The sequence below is a fragment of the Pseudomonas sp. ICMP 8385 genome (assembly GCF_002699915.1).
Classification (GTDB): domain Bacteria; phylum Pseudomonadota; class Gammaproteobacteria; order Pseudomonadales; family Pseudomonadaceae; genus Aquipseudomonas; species Aquipseudomonas gessardii.
In genome coordinates, this window is record NZ_LKBY01000111.1 from 34,798 (window position 1) to 60,064 (window position 25,267).

A 25,267-nucleotide genomic window follows, 5' to 3' on the forward strand; every position below is an offset into this window, starting at 1 on the left:
CGGCACCGGGGCCGAGGGGGGAGCTCTCAGGTCCCGGCGCCTTGCCTTAATAGCTGCATGAACGCCTCCATGGGCAGGGGGCGGCTGTGCAGATAGCCTTGATATAAATGGCAGCCCAGCCCTTGCAGGAAGGCCAGTTGCTCGGGGGTTTCCACGCCTTCGGCAATCACTTCCAGATTGAGGCTGCGCGCCATGGCCACGATGGCGCGGATGATCTCGGCGTCGTTCGGGTCGTGGGTGGCGTCCCTTACAAAGGATTGATCGATCTTCAAGGCATCCACCGGCAGGCGCTTGAGGTAGGTCAATGACGAATAACCGGTGCCGAAATCGTCCATGGCAAAGCTGACCCCGAGTTTTTTCAGGCGGCGCATTTTGCCGATGGTGTCATCCAGGTTCTGGATCACGATGCCTTCGGTGATTTCCAGTTTCAGCAGGCTGAACGGCAAGTGATGCTGCTTGAGGCTGCGCTCCACCCGTTCAACAAAGTCATTCTGACGGAACTGCCGGGGGCTGATATTCACGCATAGGCTGAAGCCCTCGGGCTCCACCAGGCCTTCGGCAATCAAGCGGGCAAACGCGCCGCAGGCTTCGTCGAGAATCCAGGTGCCCACCTCCAGGATCAGCCCACTGTCTTCCAGGACTTTGATGAATTCGGCGGGGGATTGCGCGCCCAGTTGCGGATGCTGCCAGCGCACCAACGCCTCGGCGCCGACAATGCGATTGCCCCGGGCATCGACCTGGGGTTGGTAATGCATGCTGAACTCGCCCCGTGACAAGGCCTGGCGCAGGTCTGTCTCCATGCGCAGGCGCTCGCTGGCGGTGCGTTGCATGCTGTTATGAAACATCTGGGTGGTATTGCGCCCCGAATCCTTGGCCCGATACAGGGCGATATCCGCGCGCTTGAGCAAATCCGCCGGGGTCGAGCCATGGTCGGGAATCAATGCCACGCCGATGCTGGGGGTGACCTGCAAGCGATGGCCATCGAGGAACATCGGTTCGGACAGCAGTTCACGCAACGTGTCAGACAGCTGTTGCACCTGTTTGCTGACCTCCATCCGCGAGCCCTCCAACCCGCTGAGCAGCACCACGAACTCATCGCCGCCCAGGCGCGCCACGGTGTCTTCCAGGCGCACACTGGCTTCCAGGCGTGCCGTGACGATTTTCAGCACGGTGTCGCCCACCGGGTGCCCGAGTGAATCGTTGATGTGCTTGAAGTGGTCCAGGTCGAGGAACAGCAGCGCGCCCCGTAGGTTGTGGCGCTTGAGCAGGGCGATCTGCTGGCTCAGGCGGTCCATCAGCAGGGCGCGATTGGGCAGGTTGGTCAGCGGATCGTGATAGGCCAGGTGACGGATCTGCGCCTGCGCGCTTTTCAGCAGGCTGACGTCCCGCGCCGTCAGCAACAGGCATGGCGTTTCATTGAGGGTAATCGGCTCCACCGACACTTCTACCGCCAGCAACTCGCCGCGCTTGTTATGCCAGAGCATGTCCAGGTGATGGATGCGCCCCTTGATCTGTAATTCGGCCAACAGTGCGGCGCGCTGGTTTTCATCGGCCCAGATGCCGATCTGGTACAGCGTCAGGCCAATGGCCTCCTCGGCGCGGTAGCCGGTCAAGCGACAAAAGCCATCATTGACCTCGACATAGCGCCCGGTGTTGCGCTCGGTAATGGACACCGCATCGGGGCTGGAATGAAAGGCCTTGGCGAACTTCTCCTCGCTGGCCTTGAGCGCCGCCTCGGAACGTTGTTGCTGGGTGATATCGCGCAGGGTGGTGACCACGCAGGACTGGTTGTCGACCTTGATCAAGCGGCTGGCAATCATGCACGTCAGGCGCTGGCCATCCTTGTGGCGGACGATGATCGCCACGTTGTTCAGCGCCTGCTCGCGGATCACCTGCTCGATGCGGTGCAGGCGTTGGGTGGGTTCATCCCACAGGCCGATCTGCTCGGCGGTGTGGTTGATGACTTCGGCGGCGGCCCAGCCAAAGGTCTGGGTGAAGCTGGGGTTGATTTCGATGAACTCGCCGCTGGCCAGGCGGGTGACGCAGATCGGGTCGGGGCTGACGAGGAACAGGCTGGCGAACTTCTCTTCAGAGGCGCTCAAGCGCTGTTCGCGTTCCACCTGGTCGGTGATGTCCAGCAGGGTGCCCGCCATGCGCAGCGGCGCGCCCTGTGCGTCGCGGTAGAGGCGGGCACGGCTTTCCAGGTAGCGCGAGCTGCCATCTTCCAGTTGCACGCGGTACGTCAGTTGGTAATTGCCGGCCGGGCCTTCGCGCAAGGTGCGATAGGCATCGCGCATGCTGGCGCGCTCTTCATCGGGCATGCCTTCAAAAAATGCATCGAACGACTCATGGAACGGCTGTGGCTCCAGGCCGTGCAACTGTGCCGCCCGCGCCGAGCCATAGAGCATGCCGCTGGGGATATGCCAGTCCCAGGTGCCCAGTTGGGCCGAGTCCAGGGCCAGGTCCAGGCGTTCCTGGCTGTCCTTTAAGGCCTGCTCGGCGTTCTTGCGCTCGGTGGTGTCGAGGAAGGTGCTGATCAGGTAGGCCTGGCCATCGAGCTCGACCTTTTGTGCGCTGAGGGTGCCGTCATGGATTTGCCCATGGCTGGCGCGAAACTGCACCTCCATGGTGATGGGTTCGCCCTTGCGCTGGGTCGCCTTGACCAGCAGGGCCCGTTGCTCCGGGTGGACCCACAGCCCCAGGTCGAGGGTGGTACGGCCAATGGCATCGGCCACCGGCCAGCCGAACAGGCTTTCAAAATACTGGTTGGCCTCGCTGATCAGGCCATCTTCCTGGCGGGTCAGCAGGACCATGTTCGGGCACAGGTGGAACAGGGTGGCGAAGCGTTTTTCCGAGTGGCCCAGGGCATATTCGCGCTCGCGCTGCCGGGTGGTTTCACGAATCACCCCGATCATGCGCCGGCGCCCGGAGGCGTCCGGCAGCAGGCTGCCGTTGATTTCCAGCCAGTGCAGGCTGCCGTCCGGCCACTGGATGCGGTGATGCATGGCTTGTTCAAAGGGCTCGCCGGCCAGCACCGCATGAAAGGCCCGTATTACACGGTCGCGGTCCTCGGCGGCCAACAGGTCAAGGTAGTCCAGGTCCTTGGGCAAGGGCTGGCGGGGATCGAAACCGAACAGCGCCTGGGTGCCGCGCGACCAATTGATCCGCCCGCTGTCGATATCCCAGCTCCAGGCGCCCAGCCGTGCGCCATTGAGCGCCGCCAGCAGGTGCGGGGCATTGTCCCAGCTTTGCTCCGCCTGCTGGGGGTCCAGGGCGTGGATGCGGGGCAGCGGCGGCACGGGATCGACGGGGTTGGGCATTATCAAGGGGCCTTGGCTCGATGGGCATTCGGCACGGGAGCAGGGTCTACGGGCCGCACGGCCTTATGCTGGCATCCCTGCCGGATCGGCCTGTGCATCCAATAGACTCATAAAAGCCCGTGCAGCGTTCGACAGCGTCCTTTCGGTGTGCACGATATAGCCTAGCTGGCGACTGAGTTGTATGCCCGGTAAAGCGATACTGGCCACTTGTTCATCGAGCATGGTACGCGGCAGAACACTCCAGGCCAGGCCGATAGAGACCATCATCTTGATGGTTTCCAGGTAGTTGGTGCTCATGGCGATGTTCGGCGTCAGGCCCTGGGCCTCGAACAGCCGGTGCACGATATGGTGGGTAAAGGTGTTGCCGCCGGGGAACACCGCCGGATGCCGGGCGATATCGGCCAGGCTGATAGTGCTGTTATTGGCCAGGCTATGCTCGGGGGCCACCACGAAATCCAGGGGGTCGTCCCACACCGGGGTGGCCCGCACCAGGCTGTGGGGCTCCGGCGCCAGGGTGATGACGGCCACTTCGGCACGGCCGTGGAGGATTTCTTCGTAGGCGACTTCCGAGTCCAGGAACTGAATATCCAGGGCCACATTCGGGTATTCCCGGGTAAAGGTGCGCAATATCGGGGGCAGGCGGTGCAGGCCGATGTGATGGCTGGTCGCCAGGGTCAGGCGCCCGCTGACCTCGCCGGTCAGGTTGGTCAGGGCGCGCCGGGTGTCGTCCAGCACATTGAGGATCTGATAGGCGCGGGGCAGCAGGGCGCGCCCGGCCTCTGTCAGGCCGACTTCACGGCCCAGCCGGTCGAACAAACGCACCTTGAGCTGCTGCTCCAGGCCGGCGATACGCTTGCTGATTGCCGGCTGCGTCAGGTGCAGGCGTTCCCCGGCCCCGGAGAAGCTGCCGGTTTCGGCGATGGCAATAAAGGCATTGAGGTTGGCCAGGTCCATGGTGGTATTCCAGTAGGTTATCCAAAGTATAAAAAATATGAATTTGAGTTATTTAATGTAACGCCATAGCATCAGCCTCACAAGCCAAAGGGTTATTGAAAGGCCCGGGGCATAGAAAGACGCTGATGAGGACCGACTGATGGCCGGCAAAACGCTTTACGACAAGCTCTGGGATTCCCATGAAGTGAAACGGCGCGATGATGGGTCGTCGCTGATCTACATCGACCGTCACATCATCCATGAAGTGACCTCGCCCCAAGCGTTCGAGGGCCTGCGGCTGGCCGGGCGCAAGCCTTGGCGCGTCGACTCGATCATCGCCACCCCGGACCACAACGTGCCGACCACCCCGGAGCGCAAGGGTGGTATCGAAGCCATTGCCGACCAGGTCTCGCGTTTGCAGGTCCAGACCCTCGACGACTATTGCGACGAGTACGGCATCACCGAATTCAAGATGAATGATGTGCGCCAGGGCATCGTCCACGTGATCGGCCCGGAGCAGGGCGCAACCTTGCCGGGCATGACCGTGGTCTGCGGCGACTCCCATACCTCGACCCACGGCGCATTCGGCGCCCTGGCCCACGGTATTGGCACCTCCGAGGTGGAACATGTGTTCGCTACCCAGTGCCTGGTGGCCAAGAAAATGAAGAACATGCTGGTGCGCGTCGAAGGCCAGTTGCCGTTTGGCGTGACGGCCAAGGACATCGTGCTGGCCGTGATCGGCAAGATCGGCACCGCTGGCGGTAACGGCCATGCCATCGAGTTTGCCGGCAGCGCCATTCGCGACCTGTCCATCGAAGGCCGTATGACCATCTGCAACATGTCCATCGAAGCCGGTGCCCGCGTGGGCATGGTGGCGGCGGATGAAAAAACCGTCGAATACGTCAAAGGCCGCCCTTTCGCCCCGGCGGGCGCCGATTGGGAGGCCGCCGTCGAGGCCTGGAAAGACCTGGTGTCCGATGCCGATGCGGTGTTCGACACCGTGGTCGAGCTCGACGCGGCCCAGATCAAGCCACAAGTCAGCTGGGGCACCTCGCCGGAAATGGTCCTGGCCGTTGATCAGAACGTGCCGGACCCGGCCAAGGAAGCCGACCTGGTCAAGCGCGGCTCCATCGAGCGCGCCTTGAAGTACATGGGCTTGAAAGCCAACCAGGCGATCACCGACATCCAGTTGGATCGCGTGTTTATCGGCTCCTGCACCAACTCGCGGATCGAAGACCTGCGCGCCGCGGCGGTGATCGCCAAGGGCCGCAAGGTGGCCTCGACCATCAAGCAAGCCATTGTGGTGCCAGGTTCGGGCCTGGTGAAGGCCCAGGCCGAAGCCGAAGGCCTGGACAAGATCTTCCTCGAAGCCGGTTTTGAATGGCGCGAGCCGGGCTGCTCGATGTGCCTGGCAATGAACCCGGACCGTTTGGAGTCGGGCGAGCATTGCGCGTCCACCTCCAACCGTAACTTTGAAGGGCGTCAGGGCGCCGGCGGGCGTACCCACCTGGTCAGCCCGGCCATGGCCGCGGCCGCTGCCGTCAACGGTCGTTTCATCGACGTTCGCGAATTGATCTGAGGAATCCCCGATGAGAGCTTTTACCCAACACACAGGTCTTGTCGCACCGTTGGACCGTGCCAACGTGGACACCGACCAGATCATCCCCAAGCAGTTCCTGAAATCGATCAAGCGCACCGGTTTTGGCCCCAACCTGTTCGATGAGTGGCGCTACCTGGACGTGGGCTACGCCTACCAGGACAACTCCAAGCGCCCGTTGAACAAGGAGTTTGTGCTTAACGCCGAGCGTTACCAGGGTGCCAGTGTGTTATTGGCCCGGGAAAACTTCGGTTGCGGCTCCAGCCGTGAACACGCGCCATGGGCCCTGGAAGAATATGGCTTTCGCAGCATCATCGCGCCGAGCTACGCCGATATCTTCTTCAACAACAGCTTCAAGAACGGCTTGTTGCCGATCATCCTGACCGATGAAGAAGTCGATGAGTTGTTTCAGCAAGTGGAAGCCAATGTCGGCTACCAGTTGACCGTCGACCTCGCCGCACAGACCGTGACCCGTCCAGATGGCAAGGTGTACCACTTTGAAGTGGACGCCTTCCGTAAACACTGCCTGATCAACGGCCTGGACGATATCGGCCTGACCTTGCAGGACGGCGAGGCGATTGCCGCGTTTGAAGCCAGGCACCGGGCGAGCCAGCCTTGGTTGTTTCGTGATGCCTGATTTGCGGTAGGCCGTGCGGGCCCCATCGCGGGCAAGCCCGCTCCCACAGGTTGATCTGTGAACACGGTCAAGTGTGGGAGCTGGCTTGCCGGCGATAGCGCCAGTACTAACACCACAAAACCCAAGGAAAACCACCATGACCCGCACCGCCCACACCCAAGTCGTGCAAAAACAATTCGGCGAGCAGGCCTCGGCCTACCTGAGCAGTGCCGTGCATGCCCAGGGCAGCGAGTTCGCATTGCTGCAGGCCGAACTGGCCGGGCAGGGTGACGCGCGCCTGCTGGACCTGGGCTGTGGCGCCGGGCATGTGAGCTTCCACGTAGCGCCGCTGGTCAAGGAAGTGGTGGCCTACGACCTGTCGCAGCAGATGCTCGACGTGGTCGCCGCCGCTGCCGCAGAGCGTGGCCTGGACAATATTCGTACCCTGCACGGCGCCGCCGAGCGCCTGCCGTTCGCCGATGGCGAGTTCGACTTCGTGTTCAGCCGTTACTCGGCCCACCACTGGAGCGACCTGGGCCTGGCCCTGCGCGAAGTGCGCCGGGTGCTCAAGCCGGGCGGCGTGGCGGCGTTTGTCGATGTCTTGTCACCGGGCAGCCCGCTGTTGGACACTTACCTGCAAACCGTCGAAGTGCTGCGCGACACCAGCCATGTGCGCGATTACTGCGCCGGCGAATGGATGCGCCAGCTCAGCGAAGCCGGCCTGCATGTACGCAACAGTAGTCGCCAGCGCCTGCGCCTGGAGTACACCTCGTGGGTCGAGCGCATGCGCACCCCGCCAGTGTTGCGCGCAGCAATCCTGGCGTTGCAGCAGGCGATGGGCCAGGAAGTGCGCGACTACTATGAAATTCAAGCCGACGGCACCTTCAGCACCGACGTGCTGGTGGTGTTCGCTGAACGCTGATTGATTTTTCCCGACCTGCCCACGGGCGGGTCGCTTGATGAAATGAGGAACGCATGAGCAAGCAGATTCTGATTCTCCCTGGCGACGGTATTGGCCCGGAAATCATGGCCGAAGCGGTCAAGGTCCTGGAATTGGCCAACAGCAAGTACGGCCTGGGCTTTGAATTGAGCCACGACGTGATCGGCGGCGCGGCCATCGACAAGCATGGCGTGCCCCTGGCTGACGAAACCCTGGACCGTGCCCGTGCTGCCGATGCCGTGCTGCTGGGCGCCGTGGGCGGGCCGAAATGGGACAAGATCGAACGCGACATCCGCCCGGAGCGCGGCCTGCTGAAAATCCGCGCGCAACTGGGCCTGTTCGGCAACCTGCGCCCGGCGATCCTCTACCCGCAACTGGCCGATGCGTCGAGCCTCAAGCCGGAAGTGGTAGCGGGCCTGGATATCCTGATCGTGCGTGAACTGACCGGCGGTATCTATTTTGGCTCGCCACGGGGCGTGCGCCAGTTGGAGAATGGCGAGCGCCAGGCCTACGACACCCTGCCGTACAGCGAGAGCGAAATCCGCCGTATCGCCCGTGTCGGTTTCGACATGGCCCGGGTGCGCGGCAAGAAGGTCTGCTCGGTGGACAAGGCCAACGTCCTGGCCTCCAGCCAGCTGTGGCGCGAAATCGTCGAAGAAGTGGCCAAGGACTACCCGGACGTCGAACTCAGCCACATGTACGTCGACAACGCCGCCATGCAACTGGTGCGTGCGCCCAAGCAGTTTGACGTGATCGTCACCGACAACCTGTTCGGCGACATCCTGTCCGACCAGGCCTCGATGCTCACCGGTTCCATCGGCATGCTGCCGTCGGCGTCCCTGGACACCCACAACAAGGGCATGTACGAGCCATGCCACGGTTCGGCGCCGGACATCGCGGGCCAGGGCATTGCCAACCCGCTGGCGACCATTTTGTCGGTGTCGATGATGCTGCGCTACAGCTTCAACCTCAGCGAAGCGGCGGATGCCATCGAGCAGGCAGTGAGCCGGGTGCTGGACCAGGGCCTGCGCACCGGCGACATCTGGTCGCAGGGTTGCACCAGGGTCGGGACGCAGGAAATGGGCGATGCAGTAGTCGCCGCGCTGCGGAATCTGTAATCTCTCGGGCCCGCTTGCAGTTGTTGCTGCAAGGCGGCCCACTTTTTAACAAGGTGTAGTTGCGATGAAACGTGTAGGTCTGATCGGTTGGCGCGGTATGGTCGGTTCCGTGCTCATGCAGCGGATGCTGGAAGAGCAGGATTTCGATCTTATTGAGCCGGTGTTTTTCACCACTTCGAATGTCGGTGGCCAAGGGCCGTCCGTGGGCAAGGATATCGCCCCGCTCAAGGACGCCTACAACATTGAAGAGCTCAAGACCCTCGACGTCATTCTGACCTGCCAGGGCGGCGACTACACCAGTGAAGTCTTCCCCAAGCTGCGCGAAGCCGGCTGGCTGGGTTACTGGATCGACGCGGCGTCCAGCCTGCGCATGCAGGACGACGCGGTGATCATCCTCGACCCGGTCAACCGCAAGGTCATCGATCAGCAACTGGACGCCGGCACCAAGAACTACGTGGGCGGCAACTGCACCGTCAGCCTGATGCTGATGGGCCTGGGTGGCCTGTTTGAAGCCGGGCTGGTGGAGTGGATGAGCGCCATGACCTACCAGGCGGCCTCCGGGGCCGGCGCGCAGAACATGCGTGAGCTGATCAAGCAGATGGGCGCTACCCATGCGGCCGTGGCCGATCAACTGGCCGACCCGGCCAGCGCGATCCTCGATATCGACCGCCGTGTGGCCGAGGCCATGCGCAGCGAAGCCTACCCGACCGAGAACTTCGGCGTGCCCCTGGCCGGCAGCCTGATCCCATGGATCGACAAGGAACTGCCGAACGGCCAGAGCCGCGAAGAGTGGAAAGCCCAGGCCGAGACCAACAAGATCCTCGGGCGCTTCAAGAACCCGATCCCGGTGGACGGTATCTGCGTGCGCATCGGCGCCATGCGCTGCCACAGCCAGGCGCTGACCATCAAGCTCAACAAAGACGTGCCGATCGCCGATATCGAAGGGCTGATCAGCCAGCACAACCCTTGGGTCAAGCTGGTGCCCAACAGCCGCGAAATCAGCATGCAGGAGCTGAGCCCGACCAAGGTCACCGGCACCCTGAATGTACCGGTGGGCCGTCTGCGCAAGCTGAACATGGGGACCCAGTACCTGGGCGCCTTCACCGTGGGTGACCAACTGCTGTGGGGCGCGGCCGAGCCGCTGCGTCGGATGTTGCGGATCCTGCTGGAGCGTTGATCGCTGTGTGCTGTTGAAGAAACCCGCGCCCTGGTGACAGGCGCGGGTTTTTTATTGCGCCTGAGGCCGTGATCGTTCCCACGCTCCGCGTGGGAATGCCTCCCCTGACGCTCCGCGTCACAGCCTCAAGAACGGACGCCGAGCGTCCATGGCAGCGTTCCCACGCAGAGCATGGGAACGATCATTGCCTCACCCCCCACCACCCGGTAAAGTGCCGCTCCCCCCGCAATGCCCGAGGCAGCCTCCATGACCCAGACCCTTGATATCGCCGTGATCGGCGCCACCGGTACGGTGGGCGAAACCCTGGTGCAGATCCTCGAAGAACTGGACTTCCCGGTGGGTACCCTGCACCTGCTGGCCAGCAGCGAGTCGGCGGGCGCGTCGGTGCCGTTTCGCGGCAAGAATGTGCGGGTGCGGGAAGTCGATGAGTTCGATTTCAGCAAGGTGCAACTGGCCTTTTTCGCCGCAGGCCCGGCGGTCACCTTGAGTTTCGCCCCGCGTGCCACGGCAGCGGGTTGCTCATTGATCGACCTATCCGGCGCCTTGCCGGCCGAACAGGCGCCCCAGGTGGTGCCGGAAGCCAATGCCCAGGTGCTGGACGCTTTGAAAAAGCCGTTCCAGGTGGGCAGTCCAAGCCCGTGCGCCACCCACCTGGCGGTGGTCCTTGCACCGTTGTGCGGCCTGTTGGACATCCAGCGCGTCAGCGTCACTGCCAACCTGGCCGTGTCTGCCCAGGGCCGTGAAGCCGTCAGCGAACTGGCCCGGCAAACCGCCGAGCTGCTGAATGTACGGCCCCTGGAGCCCAAGTTCTTTGATCGGCAGATGGCCTTCAACCTATTGGCCCAGGTCGGCATGCCCGACGCGCAGGGCCACACCGCCCTGGAAAAGCGCCTGGTCCACGAACTGCGTAGCCTGCTGGGATTACCGTTACTGAAAATTTCCGCGACCTGTGTTCAAGCTCCGGTGTTTTTTGGCGATAGCCTGAGCGTATCCCTGCAACTGGCGGGCGCTGTGGACCTGGGCGCAGTAAATCGCGTGTTGGAGGCGGCGCCGGGCATCGAGCTGGTGGAAGAGGGCGATTACCCTACAGCGGTTGGGGATGCGGTCGGTCAGGACGTGGTCTACGTGGGGCGCGTACGGGCCGGCATTGATGACCCGGCGGAACTAAACGTGTGGCTGACGTCAGATAACGTACGCAAAGGCGCGGCGCTTAACGCGGTACAACTGGCACAATTGTTGATAAAACACCTTGTGTAAAAGATACTTGGCGGCAATTTGTAGATTGATTCTAACCAAGCGCTATGCTTGGTCCCATGCAGGAAAAGTTGCGCGTCGGTGACCCATCGGCTCGCCATGCCGAATGGCAAGCGGTACCCAACCTTCTCGCGGGCCGAGGAGTGTTCAAACAAAGGATGAGGCTATGGTTCAAGTTCGCAAACTGGTGTTAGCAATAGCGGCCGTCTCGGCGCTGTCCTCCGGTATGGCGCAAGCGCTGCAACTTGGGGAGATGACCCTCAAGTCGAAGTTGAACCAGCCGTTGTCGGTGGAGATCGAGCTGCTCGACGTGGGTGGGCTGACGGCCTCCGATATCGTGCCCAGCCTCGCATCTTCCCAGGCCTTTGTGGATGCGGGGGTTGATCGCCAGGCATTCCTCGACGAACTGACCTTTACCCCAGTGCTCAACCCCAGCGGTCGCAGTGTGGTGCGCGTCACCTCCAGCAAGCCGTTGCCCGACTCTTACGTACGCTTCCTGTTGCAGGTGCAATGGCCTAACGGTCGGTTGATGCGGGACTACAGCGTCTTGCTGGACCCGGCCAAGTTCGAGCAAAAGGCCCCGGAGGCCAGCGCCCCGGCGCCGCGCCTTGCCACGCCTGCTGCTGGCAGCGTGACCAAGGCAGCTGAACACACCACGACTTCCCGCGACACCCTGTGGGAAATTGCCGCCAAGCACCGCAACGGCGGGTCGATCCAGCAGACCATGCTGGCGATCCAGGCCCTGAACCCGGGGGCCTTTGTCGACGGCAACATCAACCGTATGAAGACTGGCCAGGTGTTGCGCCTGCCGGATCCGGTACAAAGCACCAGCCTGCCGCAACCCCAGGCGCTAGCCGAAGTGACTGTGCAGAATGCGGCCTGGCGTCAGGGCCGTCGTGGCGCCATCAATCAGGCTGCCGGGCGCCAGCAACTGGACGCGACCAAACGCACTCAGGCTGGCGCCGCGCCGTCGCAAACGGCGGCGAAGGATAACCTGAGCCTGGTCTCGGCCGAGGCCGCGAAGACGGGCGTCAAAGGCGCCGCAGCTGATAGCAAGGATTTGAGCAACAAATTGGCGGTAACCCAGGAAAGCCTGGACTCCACCCGTCGCGAAAATGAAGAGCTGAAAAGCCGCATGGCTGACCTGCAAAGTCAGTTGGACAAGCTGCAGCGGCTGATCGAGCTGAAGAACAATCAACTGGCCAAGTTGCAGGCCGAGGGCGGCGCCCCGGCGCAGCCTGCGGTCATGCCTGCCGAGTTGGCTGCGACGCCGGCCACACCCGCGTCGGCAGCCGAAGCGCCGGTGGTTGCCCCCGTGGAAACACCGCCACAACCGGCAGACGCTGCCAGTACCGAAGGCAAATTCAATGACCTGCTGACCAACCCTATCGTCCTCGGGGTGATTGGTGGGGCCGCCGGCCTGCTGGTGCTGTTGCTCCTGCTGCTGTGGGCGCGTCATCGCAATGCGCGCCTGGAAGAAGAAAAACACCTGCGCATGGCGCGGGCGCTGGCCGAAGAGCCGGAGTTTTCCTCGAACATTGACCAGGACATGCCGTCGGACAGTTTTGAAGGCCTTGAAGTCCCGGCAGCCAATGTCAAGCTGGCTCCAGCTCCAGCTCCAGCTCCAGCTCCGGTTGCCGTGGCACCAGTGCCGGCACCGGCGACCAGCATGGCGCCGCCGAGCAAGCCTATCATCGAGCCCGGTTCCTCCGACGCCCTGGCGCAGGCCCAGTCCCATCTGGACCGTGGCCACTTGAACCAGGCGGCCGCGGTGCTGGAGGAGGCGATCAAGCTGGAGCCCAAGCGCAGCGACCTGCGCCTCAAGCTCCTGGAGGTCTACGGCCAACAAGGCGACAAGGACGGTTTCGTGACCCAGGAGCGCCAACTGGTCGCCAATGGCGAGAACCACGCCCAGGTCGAACTGTTGAAAAAACGCTACCCGGCCATGGCTGTGCTGGCTGCCGGCGTCAGTGCTGCAGTCGCGGCTGCCGCGCTGGATGCGCAGTACGTCAAGGATCTGCTCCAGGAAGAGCCGCTCCCTGCGGCCACGCCTGAGGCGGATGCGTTCAATACCGACTTCGACCTGAGCCTGGACGACCTGGAAGCCGCGTCGCCGGCGGTGGTTGCCCCCGAGGTCGATGAGCTGAGCTTCGAGTCGGTGTTGCAACAGCAGGCCGAAGCCAAGGCCAGCGAAGACGATTTGTCCGATTTTGACCTCGATTTGCAGCTGGATGCGCCAGCCTCCCAGTCCGACGACGACTTTCTCTCGGGCCTGGAGGAAGAGATGAAGGACCTGCCGCCGGTCGAGCCGCCGACCCTGACGCCGGGGGCATTGGATGATTTTGACCTGCCGGAAGACTTCGACCTGTCCCTGGCCGACGAGCCTGCGCCATCGGACAAGCCGGACGCATTCGCCTCGGAGCTTGACGATGTCAACGCCGAACTCGAACGCCTGTCCCAGAGCCTGGAAAACCCGTCGATCGAACCGAGCTTCACCGCTGAAGATGCTGCAAAGGGCGATGATGAGCCGGAGTTCGACTTCCTCTCGGGCTCCGATGAAGTCGCCACCAAGCTCGACCTGGCCCAGGCCTATATCGACATGGGCGATGAAGGCGGGGCGCGTGACATCCTGGCCGAAGTCCTGGCCGAAGGCGATGAAAAACAACGGGGTGAAGCCAAGGAAATGCTCAGCAACCTGGCCTGACGCCACGTACCCTCTGTAGGCGCGAGTGTGCTCGCGAAATCGTCAACGATAATGCGCCCATCCTGGATGATCGCGGCGTCCTTGGGTTTTTCGCGGGTAAGCCCGCTCCTGCAAAAAGCTTCAAGCCATATATAATGGCGACCTTTGCGCAACTCATCAGGCTCTCAGCTCTTGGCAAATATAGATAACGCGGCCGCCGAAATGGCGGCCGCCGGCTTTTTCAGAATCGCCCTGGGCGTGGAATACAAAGGCTCGCGCTATCGTGGCTGGCAGCGCCAGGCTTCCGGCGTGCCGACTGTGCAGGAAACCCTGGAGAAGGCCCTGTCGAAGGTCGCCGACTCGCCGGTTTCCTTGATGTGCGCCGGGCGCACTGATGCGGGCGTGCATGCCTGCGGGCAAGTGGTGCATTTTGACACCCAGGCCGAGCGTTCGATGAAAGCCTGGGTCATGGGCGCCAATATCAATCTGCCCCACGATGTCAGCGTCAGTTGGGCCAAGGTCATGCCGGCGCACTTCCATGCGCGGTTCAAGGCCATTGCCCGGCGTTACCGCTATGTGATCTACAACGATCAGATCCGTCCGGCCCACTTGAACGAAGAAATCACCTGGAACCACCGCCCCCTGGACGCCGAACGCATGGCCGAAGCGGCCCGGCATCTGGTGGGGGTCCATGATTTCAGTGCCTTCCGTGCCGGCCAGTGCCAGGCCAAGTCGCCGATCAAGGAAGTCCATCACCTGCGGGTGACCCGTCACGGCAAAATGATTGTCCTGGATATCCGCGCCGGGGCGTTCCTGCACCATATGGTGCGCAATATCGCCGGGGTGCTGATGACCATTGGCACCGGTGAGCGCCCAGTGGACTGGGCCCGGGAAGTGCTGGAAAGCCGGGTACGGCGTACCGGTGGGGTCACGGCACACCCGTTCGGCCTGTATCTGGTGGATGTGGAGTACCGCGACGAGTTCGAGTTGCCGCAGCGTTTCATCGGGCCACACTTCCTCACAGGTTTCACTGAACTTGGCGGCTGACGCCCGGAAAAGCATTTGTTACCATCCGGGACTTTCCTGGACAGCCCCTGAGGTTTTGACGATATGTCAGGCGTTCGCAGCAAGATTTGCGGGATTACCCGCATGGAAGACGCGCTGGCAGCAGTCGAGGCGGGGGCTGACGCCATTGGTTTTGTGTTTTATGCCAAGAGCCCGCGGGCGGTGACGGTGCAGCAGGCGCGGGCGATCATTGCCGGCCTGCCGCCATTCGTGACCACCGTGGGGCTGTTCGTCAACGCCAGCGCCTGTGAACTCAACGAAACCCTGGATGCCGTGCCCCTGGACCTGCTGCAGTTCCATGGCGACGAAACCCCGGACGAGTGCGCCGGCTACCATCGCCCGTATATCAAGGCCCTGCGGGTCAAGGCCGGGGATGATATCGCCGCCCGTTGCGCGGCCTACACCGGGGCCAGCGGGATTTTGCTCGATGCCTATGTCGAGGGCATTCCTGGCGGGACGGGCGAGGCCTTTGACTGGTCGCTGATTCCCCAGGGCTTGAGCAAGCCGATCATCCTGGCGGGTGGCTTGCACGCCGGCAATGTGGCGCAGGCCATTGCTCGGGTCCGTCCGTACGCTGTCGATGTCAGTGGCGGGGTAGAGCAGGCCAAGGGCATCAAGGACCCTGGCAGGATTCACGCATTCATGCAGGCAGTGCGCAGCAGCAGTGGCGCGATGTGACGGCTGGCAGTCTGCCGCCGTCAGTAACTACCCCTGTGTAAAACAGGCCGGCGTTGCCCTCGGGCGGCGCCAATGAAGTGGCAACCCCGCACTGGCGGGTTGTCTGGAAGGCTGAGGGCAGGTGCAGGAAATGGCTGGTCGAACGTCTGACCCCGTCCTGCAGCGGTTATCGCCACATCAATGAATTTAGCTCAAGGGCATACGCGGGGCTGTGTTCAAGCCACCGGTACTGGAGAAAGAAAGCATGAGCAACTGGTTAGTAGACAAACTGATCCCCTCGATCATGCGTTCCGAGGTGAAGAAAAGCTCGGTCCCTGAAGGTCTGTGGCACAAGTGCCCCTCTTGCGACGCGGTGTTGTACCGCCCGGAGCTGGAAAAGACCCTGGACGTTTGCCCCAAGTGCAACCACCACATGCGTATCGGCGCCCGCGCCCGTATCGACATCTTCCTCGATGCCGATGGCCGTGCCGAACTGGGCGCTGACCTGGAGCCGGTGGACCGCCTCAAGTTCCGCGACGGCAAGAAGTACAAGGACCGCCTGAGCGCTGCGCAAAAGCAGACCGGCGAAAAAGACGCGCTGGTCTCCATCAGCGGCAAGCTGCTGGGCATGCCCGTGGTGGTGTCGGCGTTTGAGTTCTCTTTCATGGGCGGCTCCATGGGCGCCATTGTCGGTGAGCGTTTTGTGCGCGCCGCCAACTACGCCCTGGAAAACCGTTGCCCGATGATCTGCTTCGCCGCCTCCGGTGGTGCGCGGATGCAGGAAGCGCTGATCTCGCTGATGCAAATGGCCAAGACCTCTGCGGTACTGGCGCGTCTGCGTGAGGAAGGTATCCCGTTCATCTCGGTGCTGACCGACCCGGTCTACGGCGGCGTTTCCGCCAGCCTGGCGATGCTGGGCGACGTGATCGTCGGCGAGCCCAAGGCGCTGATCGGCTTTGCCGGCCCGCGCGTGATCGAGCAGACCGTACGTGAAAAACTGCCGGAAGGCTTCCAGCGCAGTGAGTTCCTGCTGGAGCACGGCGCCATCGACATGATTATCGCCCGTTCCGAGTTGCGTCCACGCCTGGGTAACCTGCTGGCGCAGATGATGGGCCTGCCGACGCCTGAATACGTCGCCGCGCCTGTCGAGCCAATCGTGGTCCCACCGATCCCTGCAAACCTATGACCCAAAGAACCCTGGGCGAATGGCTCGCCTACCTTGAGCAGTTGCATCCGTCAGCCATCGACATGGGTCTGGAGCGCTCGCAACAGGTAGCGGCCCGCCTTGGGTTGGGGCGGCCCGCGCCACGGGTGATCACGGTCACCGGCACCAACGGCAAGGGCTCTACCTGTGCCTTTGTCGCAGCATTGCTGCAGGCCCAGGGCTTGAAAGTAGGCGTCTACAGTTCGCCACATTTGTTGCGCTACAACGAGCGTGTGCAACTCAACGGTGTCGAAGCCAGCGATGAGCAATTGTGCGAATCCTTTGCCGCGCTGGAGGCCGGGCGTGGCGAAACTTCCCTGACCTATTTCGAGATGGGCACCCTGGCCGCGTTCTGGCTGTTCGAGCGCGAACAGCTGGATGCGGTGGTGCTGGAAGTCGGCCTCGGTGGCCGCCTGGATACCGTCAATGTGGTGGATGCCGACCTCGCGTTGGTGACCAGCGTTGGCGTGGACCATACCGATTACCTGGGTGATACCCGCGAATCCGTGGCCTATGAAAAGGCCGGGATCTTCCGCCAGGGCAAGCCGGCGCTGTGTGGCGACCTGGATCCGCCGCATACCTTGCTGGACAAGGTGCGCGAGCTGGACTGTCCGTTTTTCCTGCGGGGCCGGGACTTCGGCCTGGAAGTGGCAGGCGATCGGTGGTCGTGGCACGGTGTCGATGCACGGGGCCAGGTCGTCGAGTTGCACGGCCTGCCGCTGCTGAACCTGCCCATGGAAAACGCGGCACTCGCCCTGCAGGCCTACTTGTTGCTGGATCTGCCGTGGAATGCCGCGCAGATCGCCGATACCTTGCAGCGTACCCAGGTGGTCGGGCGCCTGGATCGTCGCTCGTTCGCGTGGCGGGGCAAGCGCTTGAACCTGTTGCTGGATGTTGGGCATAACCCGCATGCTGCGCAGTACCTGGCACGCCGTTTGGCGAGCCAGGCACCGGCGGGTCGACGCCTGGCCGTGTTCGGCCTGCTGTCGGACAAGAACCTGGACGGTGTGGTGGCGCCCTTGCTGGGCAGTGTGCAGTCCTGGGCGGTTGCCCCGTTGGATACACCGCGCACCCGTACGGCCGATGATGTACAGGCGGTGTTGCAGAACCTTGGCGCGACGGTGACGTCCCATGCAAGCGTCACCGCAGCGTTGGAGGCTCAGTGCGCGGTGGCAACGGCCGAAGACGAGATTCTGTTGTTCGGATCATTTTATTGTGTTGCCGAGGCGCTTGAGTGGTTGGCCCGGCGCTCCACGGAGGAAGCTGCACATGGCATTACTGGATAGCGCATACAAGCAGCGAATGGTCGGAGCCCTGGTGCTGGTGGCATTGGCGGTGATTTTCCTGCCGATGCTGTTTTCTCGCCAGGACGAGCAGCGCCAGGTTACGGTTGAGGCCCCGGCCGCACCCCAGGCCCCGGTCATGCCGCAGGTCCAGGTCGAGCCGGTGGTGGTGCCTGAGCCGCAGGCGCTGCCCGAGGAAGAACCGGTGCCGACTGATCTGGAGATTGCCGAACAGCAAGCACCTTCGACGCCGATCCAGCCGAGTGTGCCGGTGGTAAAGCCGACCCCTGCGCCCGTGGTGGCGGCCAAGCCCGTTGCGCCAGCCCCGGCACCGAAGCCGGTTGCGCCGCAGCCGGCAGCCCCGGGCAAGCCGGAGGTGGGGCAGAGTCGTATCGATCCCAACGGCCTGCCGATCAGTTGGTCGGTGCAGCTCGCCAGCCTGTCCAATCGTGAAAGTGCCGAAGCCTTGCAGAAAACCCTGCGTAGCCAGGGCTATAACGCCTATATCCGTACCGCCGATGGCAAGAACCGGGTATTTGTCGGGCCGCTGATCGAGCGCGCCGAGGCAGATCGCTTGCGTGACTTGCTGGGGCGCCAGCAGAACCTGAAGGGTTTTGTGGTGCGCTTCCAGCCAGAACGCGGCTGATTCTGGCAATACACTGGGCAGGCTTGTGTGGGAGCGGGCTTGCCCGCGATGACGGTGCATCAGTCAATATTATAATTGGCTGACCCACCGCTATCGCGGGCAAGCCCGCTCCCACATTGGTTTCTGCCTGTCTTGAAGTGGCTGCAGCTTGCCACAACCCATTGATTTGCAATGGACCACCAAACACCGCTTACCGATAGCCCAGCGCTCTGCTAAAATGCGCCGCCTTATCCGTCTGTAGGCTGCACTGTGCCATTTACCTGGGTTGATTGGGCGATCGTAGCCATTATCGCCATCTCCGCATTGATCAGTCTAAGCCGCGGTTTCGTCAAAGAAGCCTTATCGCTGCTGACCTGGATCGTTGCAGGAGTCGTCGCCTGGATGTTCGGCGGATCCCTGGCCGTTTACCTGGCTGGCTATATCGAAACACCTTCGGCTCGTGTCATCGCGGGCTGCGCCATCATGTTCATCGCCACGCTGCTGGTGGGGGCAATGGTCAATTATCTTATCGGCGAATTGATACGTGTCACCGGCCTCTCCGGGACCGATCGATTTCTCGGCATGGCCTTCGGCGCCGCGCGTGGCGCGTTGCTGGTGGTTGTTGCGGTCGGGCTGTTGAGCCTGGGCCCGGTACAGCAGGATTCGTGGTGGCAGGAGTCGAGTCTCGTGCCAAAATTTCTATTGGTTGCAGATTGGTCCAAGAACCTCATATTGGGGTGGAGCAGTCAGTGGCTGGCCAGCGGTATCAGCGTACCCGCTGATATTCCGTTCAAGGAACACCTCTTGCCGGGCAATGCGCCGCAGTAAGTCGTGTTCAGTCAAGATTCATTAAGTAGGGGTTGCGTCGCATGTGTGGCATCGTCGGTATCGTCGGTAAGTCGAACGTCAATCAGGCGCTGTATGACGCGCTAACCGTCCTCCAGCACCGCGGCCAGGACGCTGCCGGTATTGTGACCAGCCACGACGGCCGGTTATTCCTGCGCAAGGACAATGGCCTGGTACGTGACGTGTTCCATCAGCGTCACATGCAGCGCCTGGTCGGGCATATGGGCATTGGCCATGTGCGTTATCCGACTGCCGGTAGCTCGACTTCGGCCGAAGCTCAACCGTTTTACGTCAACTCGCCCTACGGCATTACCTTGGCGCATAACGGTAACCTGACCAACGTTGAGCAACTGGCCAAGGAGATCTACGAATCCGACCTGCGCCATGTCAACACCAATTCCGACTCGGAAGTGCTGCTCAACGTGTTCGCCCACGAACTGGCCCAGCGCGGCAAGTTGCAGCCGACCGAAGAAGATGTATTCGCGGCCGTGACTGACGTGCACAACCGCTGCGTGGGTGGCTACGCGGTCGTGGCAATGATCACCGGCTACGGGATCGTCGGTTTCCGCGACCCCCACGGCATCCGCCCGATCGTGTTCGGCCAGCGTCATACCGACGAAGGCGTCGAGTACATGATTGCCTCCGAAAGCGTGTCCCTGGACGTGCTGGGCTTCACCCTGGTGCGCGACCTGGCGCCGGGCGAAGCGGTGTACATCACCGAAGACGGCAAGCTGCACACCCGTCAGTGCGCGATCAACCCGAAACTCACCCCCTGCATCTTCGAGCACGTCTACCTGGCGCGCCCGGATTCGATCATCGACGGTGTCTCGGTGTACAAGGCGCGTCTGCGCATGGGCGAGAAGCTCGCCGAAAAGATCCTGCGCGAGCGCCCGGAGCACGACATCGACGTGGTGATCCCGATCCCGGACACCAGCCGCACCGCCGCGCTGGAACTGGCCACCCGCCTGGGCGTCAAGTTCCGCGAAGGTTTCGTCAAAAACCGCTACATCGGTCGCACCTTCATCATGCCGGGCCAGGCGGCTCGCAAGAAGTCGGTACGCCAGAAGCTCAACGCTATCGAGCTGGAATTCCGCGGCAAGAACGTGATGCTGGTGGACGACTCCATCGTGCGCGGCACTACGTGCAAGCAGATCATCCAGATGGCCCGTGAGGCCGGGGCGAAGAACGTGTACTTCTGTTCTGCCGCACCTGCCGTGCGGTACCCGAATGTGTACGGTATCGACATGCCGAGCGCCCACGAACTGATCGCACACAATCGTTCGACCCAGGATGTGGCTGACCTGATCGGCGCTGATTGGCTGATTTACCAGGATCTTCCTGACCTGATCGAAGCAGTGGGCGGTGGCAAGATCAAGATCGAGCAGTTCGATTGCGCGGTCTTCGATGGCAAGTACGTGACCGGTGACGTCGACGAGGCTTACCTGAACAAGATCGAGCAGGCGCGCAACGACTCCTCGAAGATCAAGACCCAGGCGGTCAGCGCGATCATCGATCTGTACAACAATTGAGTAATCACCGGCCCTGAGGGGCCGGTTTTGTATCTTAAATAAAGAATTGAGTGAAGGAGTGGCAGCATGAGTCAGGAGTGGGATGCCGGTCGGTTGGACAGCGACCTCGATGGTGTGGCTTTCGATACCCTGGCTGTGCGCGCCGGCCAGCACCGCACGCCGGAAGGTGAGCACGGCGACCCGATGTTCTTCACCTCCAGCTACGTGTTCCGCACTGCGGCGGACGCGGCGGCGCGCTTTGCTGGCGAAGTGCCGGGTAATGTCTACTCCCGTTACACCAACCCGACGGTGCGCGCCTTTGAAGAGCGCATTGCGGCGCTGGAAGGGGCAGAGCAGGCCGTCGCCACGGCAACCGGCATGGCGGCCATCCTTGCGGTGGTGATGAGCCTGTGCAGTGCTGGCGACCATGTATTGGTGTCGCGCAGCGTGTTTGGCTCGACCATCAGCCTGTTCGAGAAGTACTTCAAGCGCTTTGGCATTGAAGTCGACTACGTGCCGCTGGCAGACCTGTCGGGCTGGGATGGGGCGATCAAGGCCAATACCAAATTGCTGTTCGTCGAGTCGCCGTCCAACCCGTTGGCAGAACTGGTGGACATCACGGCCCTCGCCGAAGTGGCCCACGCCAAGGGCGCGATGCTGGTGGTGGATAACTGCTTCTGCACGCCAGCCCTGCAGCAGCCGCTGAAGCTGGGCGCAGATATCGTGGTGCATTCGGCTACCAAGTTCATCGATGGCCAGGGCCGTTGCATGGGCGGCGTAGTGGCCGGCCGTGGCGAGCAGATGAAGGAAGTGGTGGGCTTCTTGCGCACCGCTGGCCCGACCCTGAGCCCGTTCAATGCCTGGGTTTTCCTCAAGGGCCTGGAAACCCTGAGCCTGCGGATGAAAGCCCATTGCGCCAACGCCCAGGCCCTGGCCGAGTGGCTGGAGCAGCAGGACGGCATCGAGAAAGTCCACTACGCCGGCTTGAAGAGCCACCCGCAACACGAGCTGGCCCAGCGTCAGCAGCGCGGGTTCGGGGCGGTGGTCAGTTTTGAGGTCAAGGGCGGCAAAGACGGCGCATGGCGCTTTATCGATGCCACGCGCCTGATTTCCATCACCGCCAACCTGGGTGATAGCAAAACCACCATTACCCATCCAGGCACCACCTCCCATGGTCGCCTTGCCCCGCAGGAGCGTGAGGCGGCCGGTATCCGCGACAGCCTGATCCGCGTGGCGGTGGGCCTGGAAGACGTGGCTGACTTGCAGGCCGACCTGGCTCGCGGGCTGGCGGCCTTGTGATCGAGTGGTCCCTGGAGGCGGCTGGCGCTACTAATGGCCGGGTCGCGTTGGTAACAGGCGCGGCCCGGGGCATCGGCCTGGGGATCGCGGCCTGGCTGGTCAGCGAAGGTTGGCAAGTAGTATTGGCCGACCTGGATCGCGAGCGGGGCGCCAAGGTGTCCAAGGTGTTGGGCGATAACGCCTGGTTTATCACCATGGACGTGGCCGATGAGCAGCAGGTGGCCCTTGGGGTGGCTGAAGTGCTTGGCCAGTTCGGGCGCCTGGATGCTCTGGTGTGCAATGCCGCGGTGGCCGATCCGCGCAATATCACATTGGATAGCCTGGACCTGGCCTACTGGAACCGGGTGCTGGCGGTAAACCTCAGTGGGCCGATGCTGCTGGCCAAGCACTGTGCGCCCTACCTGCGCGCCCACGGCGGTTCCATCGTCAACCTGGCCTCGACCCGGGCCCGACAGTCGGAGCCGGATACCGAGGCCTACGCGGCGAGCAAGGGCGGCCTGTTGGCCCTGACGCACGCGCTGGCCATCAGCCTGGGGCCGGAGGTGCGGGTCAACGCCGTCAGCCCTGGCTGGATCGACGCCCGTGATCCCGCAACGCGCCGTGCCGAGCCGTTGAGCGACGCCGATCATGCGCAGCATCCTGCGGGCCGGGTAGGCACGGTTGAGGACGTGGCAGCCATGGTGGCGTGGCTGCTGTCGCGCAGCGCCGGGTTTGTGACGGGGCAGGAGTTTGTGGTGGACGGCGGGATGAGCAAGAAGATGATTTACAGCGAGTAGGGCGGGTCCCGTGCTTGACGTTATTTACTCTTTTTCAGAAAAACTTCAAGCAGGCTATTGACTTAGGTCCGCCATCTGCGTAAATTTCGCGGCCTCAACGAAGCAAAGGGTGATTAGCTCAGCTGGGAGAGCATCTGCCTTACAAGCAGAGGGTCGGCGGTTCGATCCCGTCATCACCCACCACTTCTTGAGAGTTTTGCCTTCGGGCAAGACGCAACGCTAAAGGTTGCACCGACGCGCAGCGGTAGTTCAGTCGGTTAGAATACCGGCCTGTCACGCCGGGGGTCGCGGGTTCGAGTCCCGTCCGCTGCGCCATATTTTCCAGGTCCGATATTTCGGGTTTGAGATTGAACAGCCAAGGCTGATCAGTCAGATGTTTGAAGGCGGTTGAAGGTGACACTTCGGCAGTCTGAGCGATACGCAGCGGTAGTTCAGTCGGTTAGAATACCGGCCTGTCACGCCGGGGGTCGCGGGTTCGAGTCCCGTCCGCTGCGCCATATCTGTTCCAGGGTCCACTGAACACCCTGAGAGCGCCAAGACAAGCTTTATGCTTGATTGGATCGATAGCAAAGACCCTGGTCGAAAGACCGGGGTTTTTTGTGTCTGCGATTTGATCGGGCGATTTGCAGGAGCCGGCAAACCGGCGCCTGCAATGCCTGTGTCAGAAGCCCAGCTTGTCCCGCAGCCCGTAGTACCACGCGCCCAGCGCCGCAAATGGCGTGCGCAGCAGTTGGCCGCCCGGGAACGGGTAGTGCGGCAAGTCGGCAAACGCATCAAAACGCTCTGCCTGGCCCCTGAGGGCTTCGGCCAGTACCTTGCCTGCCAGGTGGGTGTACGTCACACCATGGCCGCTGCAGCCCTGGGAGTAGTAGATGTTGTCGCCGATGCGACCGACCTGGGGCAGGCGCGACAGGGTCAGCAGGAAGTTGCCGGTCCAGGCGTAGTCGATTTTTACATCCTTGAGTTGTGGGAAGGCCTTGAGCATCTTCGGCCGGATGATGGCTTCGATGTTCGCCGGATCCCGCGCGCCATACACCACGCCACCGCCGAAGATCAGGCGCTTGTCGCTGGTCAGTCGGTAGTAGTCGAGCAAGTAGTTGCAATCTTCGACACAAAAATCCTGGGGCAGCAGGGTTTTGGCCAGTTCATCGCCCAGGGGCGCCGTGGTAATCACTTGTGTGCCGCAGGGCATCGACTTGGCCGCCAGTTCGGGCACCAGGTTGCCCAGGTAGGCGTTGCCGGCGACGATGATGAATTTAGCCTTCACCTTGCCTTGGGCGGTGTGAACCACAGGGTTGGCGCCACGCTCGATACGCACGGCGGCGGACTGTTCGTAGATCGTGCCACCCAGGGATTCCACGGCCGCCGCTTCACCCAGGGCCAGGTTGAGCGGATGGATATGCCCGCCACTCATGTCCAGCAGGCCGCCCACGTAGTTCTCACAGGCCACCACCTCGCGGATGCGCCGCTCGTCGAGCAGCTCCAGCTGGGTATGGCCGTAGCGTTCCCACAAACGCTTCTGCGACTCCAGGTGGCCCATGTGCTTGCTATTGAGCGCGGCAAAGACACCGCCGTCTTTCAAGTCGCACTGGATCTGGTATTTGGCGACCCGCTCACGAATGATCCTGCCGCCCTCGAACGCCATTTGCCCCAACAGTTGTGCCTGCTGGGGGCCGACGCTGCGCTCGATCACGTCGATATCACGGCTGTAGCTGTTGACGATCTGGCCACCATTGCGCCCAGACGCACCGAAACCCACCTTGGCGGCTTCCAGTACCGTCACGCGAAAGCCGTTCTCCAGCAGGAACAGCGCACTCGACAGTCCGGTATAGCCGGCGCCGATCACGCACACGTCGGTTTCGATTTCACCTTGTAGCGCGGGCCGGGGAGGAGCCGCATTGGCGGATGCGGCGTAATAGGACTGGGGGTAGGGGGTGTTCGCCATACTGGAACCTCTGTTTTATATTTTTTACGAGTGCGCCGATCCTACCTGAGTTGAAAATACCCTGCCAGCCACCCGAAAAAATCAGCATGGCTGATAAAAAATAAAAAATTCGCATATTCATAGGCTTAGCTGCAAAAAAGGTGTTGACACCCCTTGGGAATTCCGTAGAATGCCGCCTCACAGCAGGCACGTAGCTCAGTTGGTTAGAGCACCACCTTGACATGGTGGGGGTCGTTGGTTCGAGTCCAATCGCGCCTACCAAACAAAATCCGCTCTGCTGGGCGGTCTAGAAGGGCTCACCGAAAGGTGGGCCCTTTTTTGTTGTCTTTGTCCCGTCCTGAATAAGGTTTACACCTTCTGATCTGTTTTTCAGGAGGACGTAATGGAATCAGCAAAAAGGCGTAGTCAGCGCGACTACACG

At 62.3% G+C, this 25,267-nt stretch carries 19 protein-coding genes and 4 tRNA genes; 20 read left to right on the forward strand and 3 right to left on the reverse strand.

The features are described from left to right. Positions 1 to 26: 26 nt before the first annotated feature. The gene (locus tag AO268_RS20045) at positions 27 to 3,320 is read right to left on the reverse strand and encodes an EAL domain-containing protein (protein WP_076965004.1); all 3,294 of its coding nucleotides are present in this window, start codon (positions 3,318 to 3,320) and stop codon (positions 27 to 29) included. Between the two features lie 63 nt (positions 3,321 to 3,383). Continuing rightward, the gene (locus AO268_RS20050) at positions 3,384 to 4,274 is read right to left on the reverse strand and encodes a LysR family transcriptional regulator (RefSeq protein WP_099169597.1); all 891 of its coding nucleotides are present in this window, start codon (positions 4,272 to 4,274) and stop codon (positions 3,384 to 3,386) included. Positions 4,275 to 4,413: 139 nt separating this feature from the next. Between AO268_RS20050 and leuC the strand changes: the two genes are divergently transcribed. The 19 genes from leuC to AO268_RS20150 all read left to right on the forward strand — a co-directional run bounded on the left by leuC (position 4,414) and on the right by AO268_RS20150 (position 23,398). Further along, entirely contained in the window at positions 4,414 to 5,832 is a 1,419-nt protein-coding gene (gene leuC / locus AO268_RS20055) for a 3-isopropylmalate dehydratase large subunit (protein ID WP_099169598.1), read from the forward strand. Positions 5,833 to 5,842: 10 nt separating this feature from the next. Further along, entirely contained in the window at positions 5,843 to 6,487 is a 645-nt protein-coding gene (gene leuD / locus AO268_RS20060) for a 3-isopropylmalate dehydratase small subunit (RefSeq protein ID WP_076965007.1), read from the forward strand. Positions 6,488 to 6,623: 136 nt separating this feature from the next. Next, entirely contained in the window at positions 6,624 to 7,388 is a 765-nt protein-coding gene (locus tag AO268_RS20065; RefSeq protein ID WP_099169599.1) for a class I SAM-dependent methyltransferase, read from the forward strand. A 53-nt stretch (positions 7,389 to 7,441) separates the two neighbouring features. Further along, positions 7,442 to 8,524, forward strand: a complete 1,083-nt coding sequence (gene leuB, locus AO268_RS20070; protein ID WP_076965009.1) for a 3-isopropylmalate dehydrogenase — start codon at positions 7,442 to 7,444, stop codon at positions 8,522 to 8,524. 64 nt (positions 8,525 to 8,588) lie between these two features. Next, the gene (gene asd / locus AO268_RS20075) at positions 8,589 to 9,701 is read left to right on the forward strand and encodes an aspartate-semialdehyde dehydrogenase (RefSeq protein WP_076965010.1); all 1,113 of its coding nucleotides are present in this window, start codon (positions 8,589 to 8,591) and stop codon (positions 9,699 to 9,701) included. A 246-nt stretch (positions 9,702 to 9,947) separates the two neighbouring features. Then, positions 9,948 to 10,958, forward strand: a complete 1,011-nt coding sequence (locus AO268_RS20085) for an aspartate-semialdehyde dehydrogenase (RefSeq protein WP_099169601.1) — start codon at positions 9,948 to 9,950, stop codon at positions 10,956 to 10,958. Positions 10,959 to 11,121: 163 nt separating this feature from the next. Then, positions 11,122 to 13,659: a FimV/HubP family polar landmark protein gene (locus AO268_RS20090; RefSeq protein ID WP_099169602.1), complete on the forward strand. Its 2,538-nt coding sequence runs from the start codon at positions 11,122 to 11,124 to the stop codon at positions 13,657 to 13,659. Between the two features lie 201 nt (positions 13,660 to 13,860). After that, positions 13,861 to 14,685 (forward strand): tRNA pseudouridine(38-40) synthase TruA, encoded by an 825-nt coding sequence (gene truA / locus AO268_RS20095; protein WP_099169603.1) that lies wholly within the window; start codon positions 13,861 to 13,863, stop codon positions 14,683 to 14,685. A gap of 63 nt (positions 14,686 to 14,748) precedes the next feature. Next, complete coding sequence (locus tag AO268_RS20100; RefSeq protein WP_076965014.1) at positions 14,749 to 15,381, forward strand: phosphoribosylanthranilate isomerase; 633 nt, start codon at positions 14,749 to 14,751, stop codon at positions 15,379 to 15,381. Between the two features lie 244 nt (positions 15,382 to 15,625). Beyond that, the gene (gene accD / locus AO268_RS20105) at positions 15,626 to 16,546 is read left to right on the forward strand and encodes an acetyl-CoA carboxylase, carboxyltransferase subunit beta (RefSeq protein WP_076965022.1); all 921 of its coding nucleotides are present in this window, start codon (positions 15,626 to 15,628) and stop codon (positions 16,544 to 16,546) included. Next, on the forward strand, positions 16,543 to 17,850 hold the full coding sequence (folC, locus tag AO268_RS20110) for a bifunctional tetrahydrofolate synthase/dihydrofolate synthase (protein ID WP_099169604.1): 1,308 nt from the start codon (positions 16,543 to 16,545) through the stop codon (positions 17,848 to 17,850). The genes accD and folC overlap by 4 nt, the downstream gene beginning before the upstream one ends. Continuing rightward, the gene (locus tag AO268_RS20115) at positions 17,834 to 18,493 is read left to right on the forward strand and encodes an SPOR domain-containing protein (RefSeq protein ID WP_076965016.1); all 660 of its coding nucleotides are present in this window, start codon (positions 17,834 to 17,836) and stop codon (positions 18,491 to 18,493) included. Before folC ends, AO268_RS20115 begins: the two co-directional genes overlap by 17 nt. A 249-nt stretch (positions 18,494 to 18,742) precedes the next feature. Then, on the forward strand, positions 18,743 to 19,300 hold the full coding sequence (locus AO268_RS20120; RefSeq protein WP_076965017.1) for a CvpA family protein: 558 nt from the start codon (positions 18,743 to 18,745) through the stop codon (positions 19,298 to 19,300). A 41-nt stretch (positions 19,301 to 19,341) separates the two neighbouring features. Next, positions 19,342 to 20,847 (forward strand): amidophosphoribosyltransferase, encoded by a 1,506-nt coding sequence (purF, locus tag AO268_RS20125; RefSeq protein ID WP_057438614.1) that lies wholly within the window; start codon positions 19,342 to 19,344, stop codon positions 20,845 to 20,847. Positions 20,848 to 20,913: 66 nt separating this feature from the next. Further along, the gene (locus AO268_RS20130; protein WP_076965018.1) at positions 20,914 to 22,125 is read left to right on the forward strand and encodes an O-succinylhomoserine sulfhydrylase; all 1,212 of its coding nucleotides are present in this window, start codon (positions 20,914 to 20,916) and stop codon (positions 22,123 to 22,125) included. Between the two features lie 11 nt (positions 22,126 to 22,136). After that, positions 22,137 to 22,901 (forward strand): SDR family oxidoreductase, encoded by a 765-nt coding sequence (locus AO268_RS20135; RefSeq protein ID WP_090413093.1) that lies wholly within the window; start codon positions 22,137 to 22,139, stop codon positions 22,899 to 22,901. Between the two features lie 107 nt (positions 22,902 to 23,008). Then, a tRNA-Val gene (locus AO268_RS20140) sits at positions 23,009 to 23,084 on the forward strand. Between the two features lie 55 nt (positions 23,085 to 23,139). Next, positions 23,140 to 23,216: transfer RNA gene (locus AO268_RS20145), tRNA-Asp, on the forward strand. Positions 23,217 to 23,321: 105 nt separating this feature from the next. Beyond that, positions 23,322 to 23,398: transfer RNA gene (locus AO268_RS20150), tRNA-Asp, on the forward strand. Between the two features lie 164 nt (positions 23,399 to 23,562). Here the strand turns inward: AO268_RS20150 and AO268_RS20155 are convergent. Then, positions 23,563 to 24,846: an NAD(P)/FAD-dependent oxidoreductase gene (locus AO268_RS20155; protein ID WP_076965020.1), complete on the reverse strand. Its 1,284-nt coding sequence runs from the start codon at positions 24,844 to 24,846 to the stop codon at positions 23,563 to 23,565. A 184-nt stretch (positions 24,847 to 25,030) separates the two neighbouring features. On the opposite strand from AO268_RS20155, the gene AO268_RS20160 reads away from it, so the two are divergent. Then, positions 25,031 to 25,107 (forward strand) — tRNA-Val (locus AO268_RS20160). Positions 25,108 to 25,267: the final 160 nt, after the last annotated feature.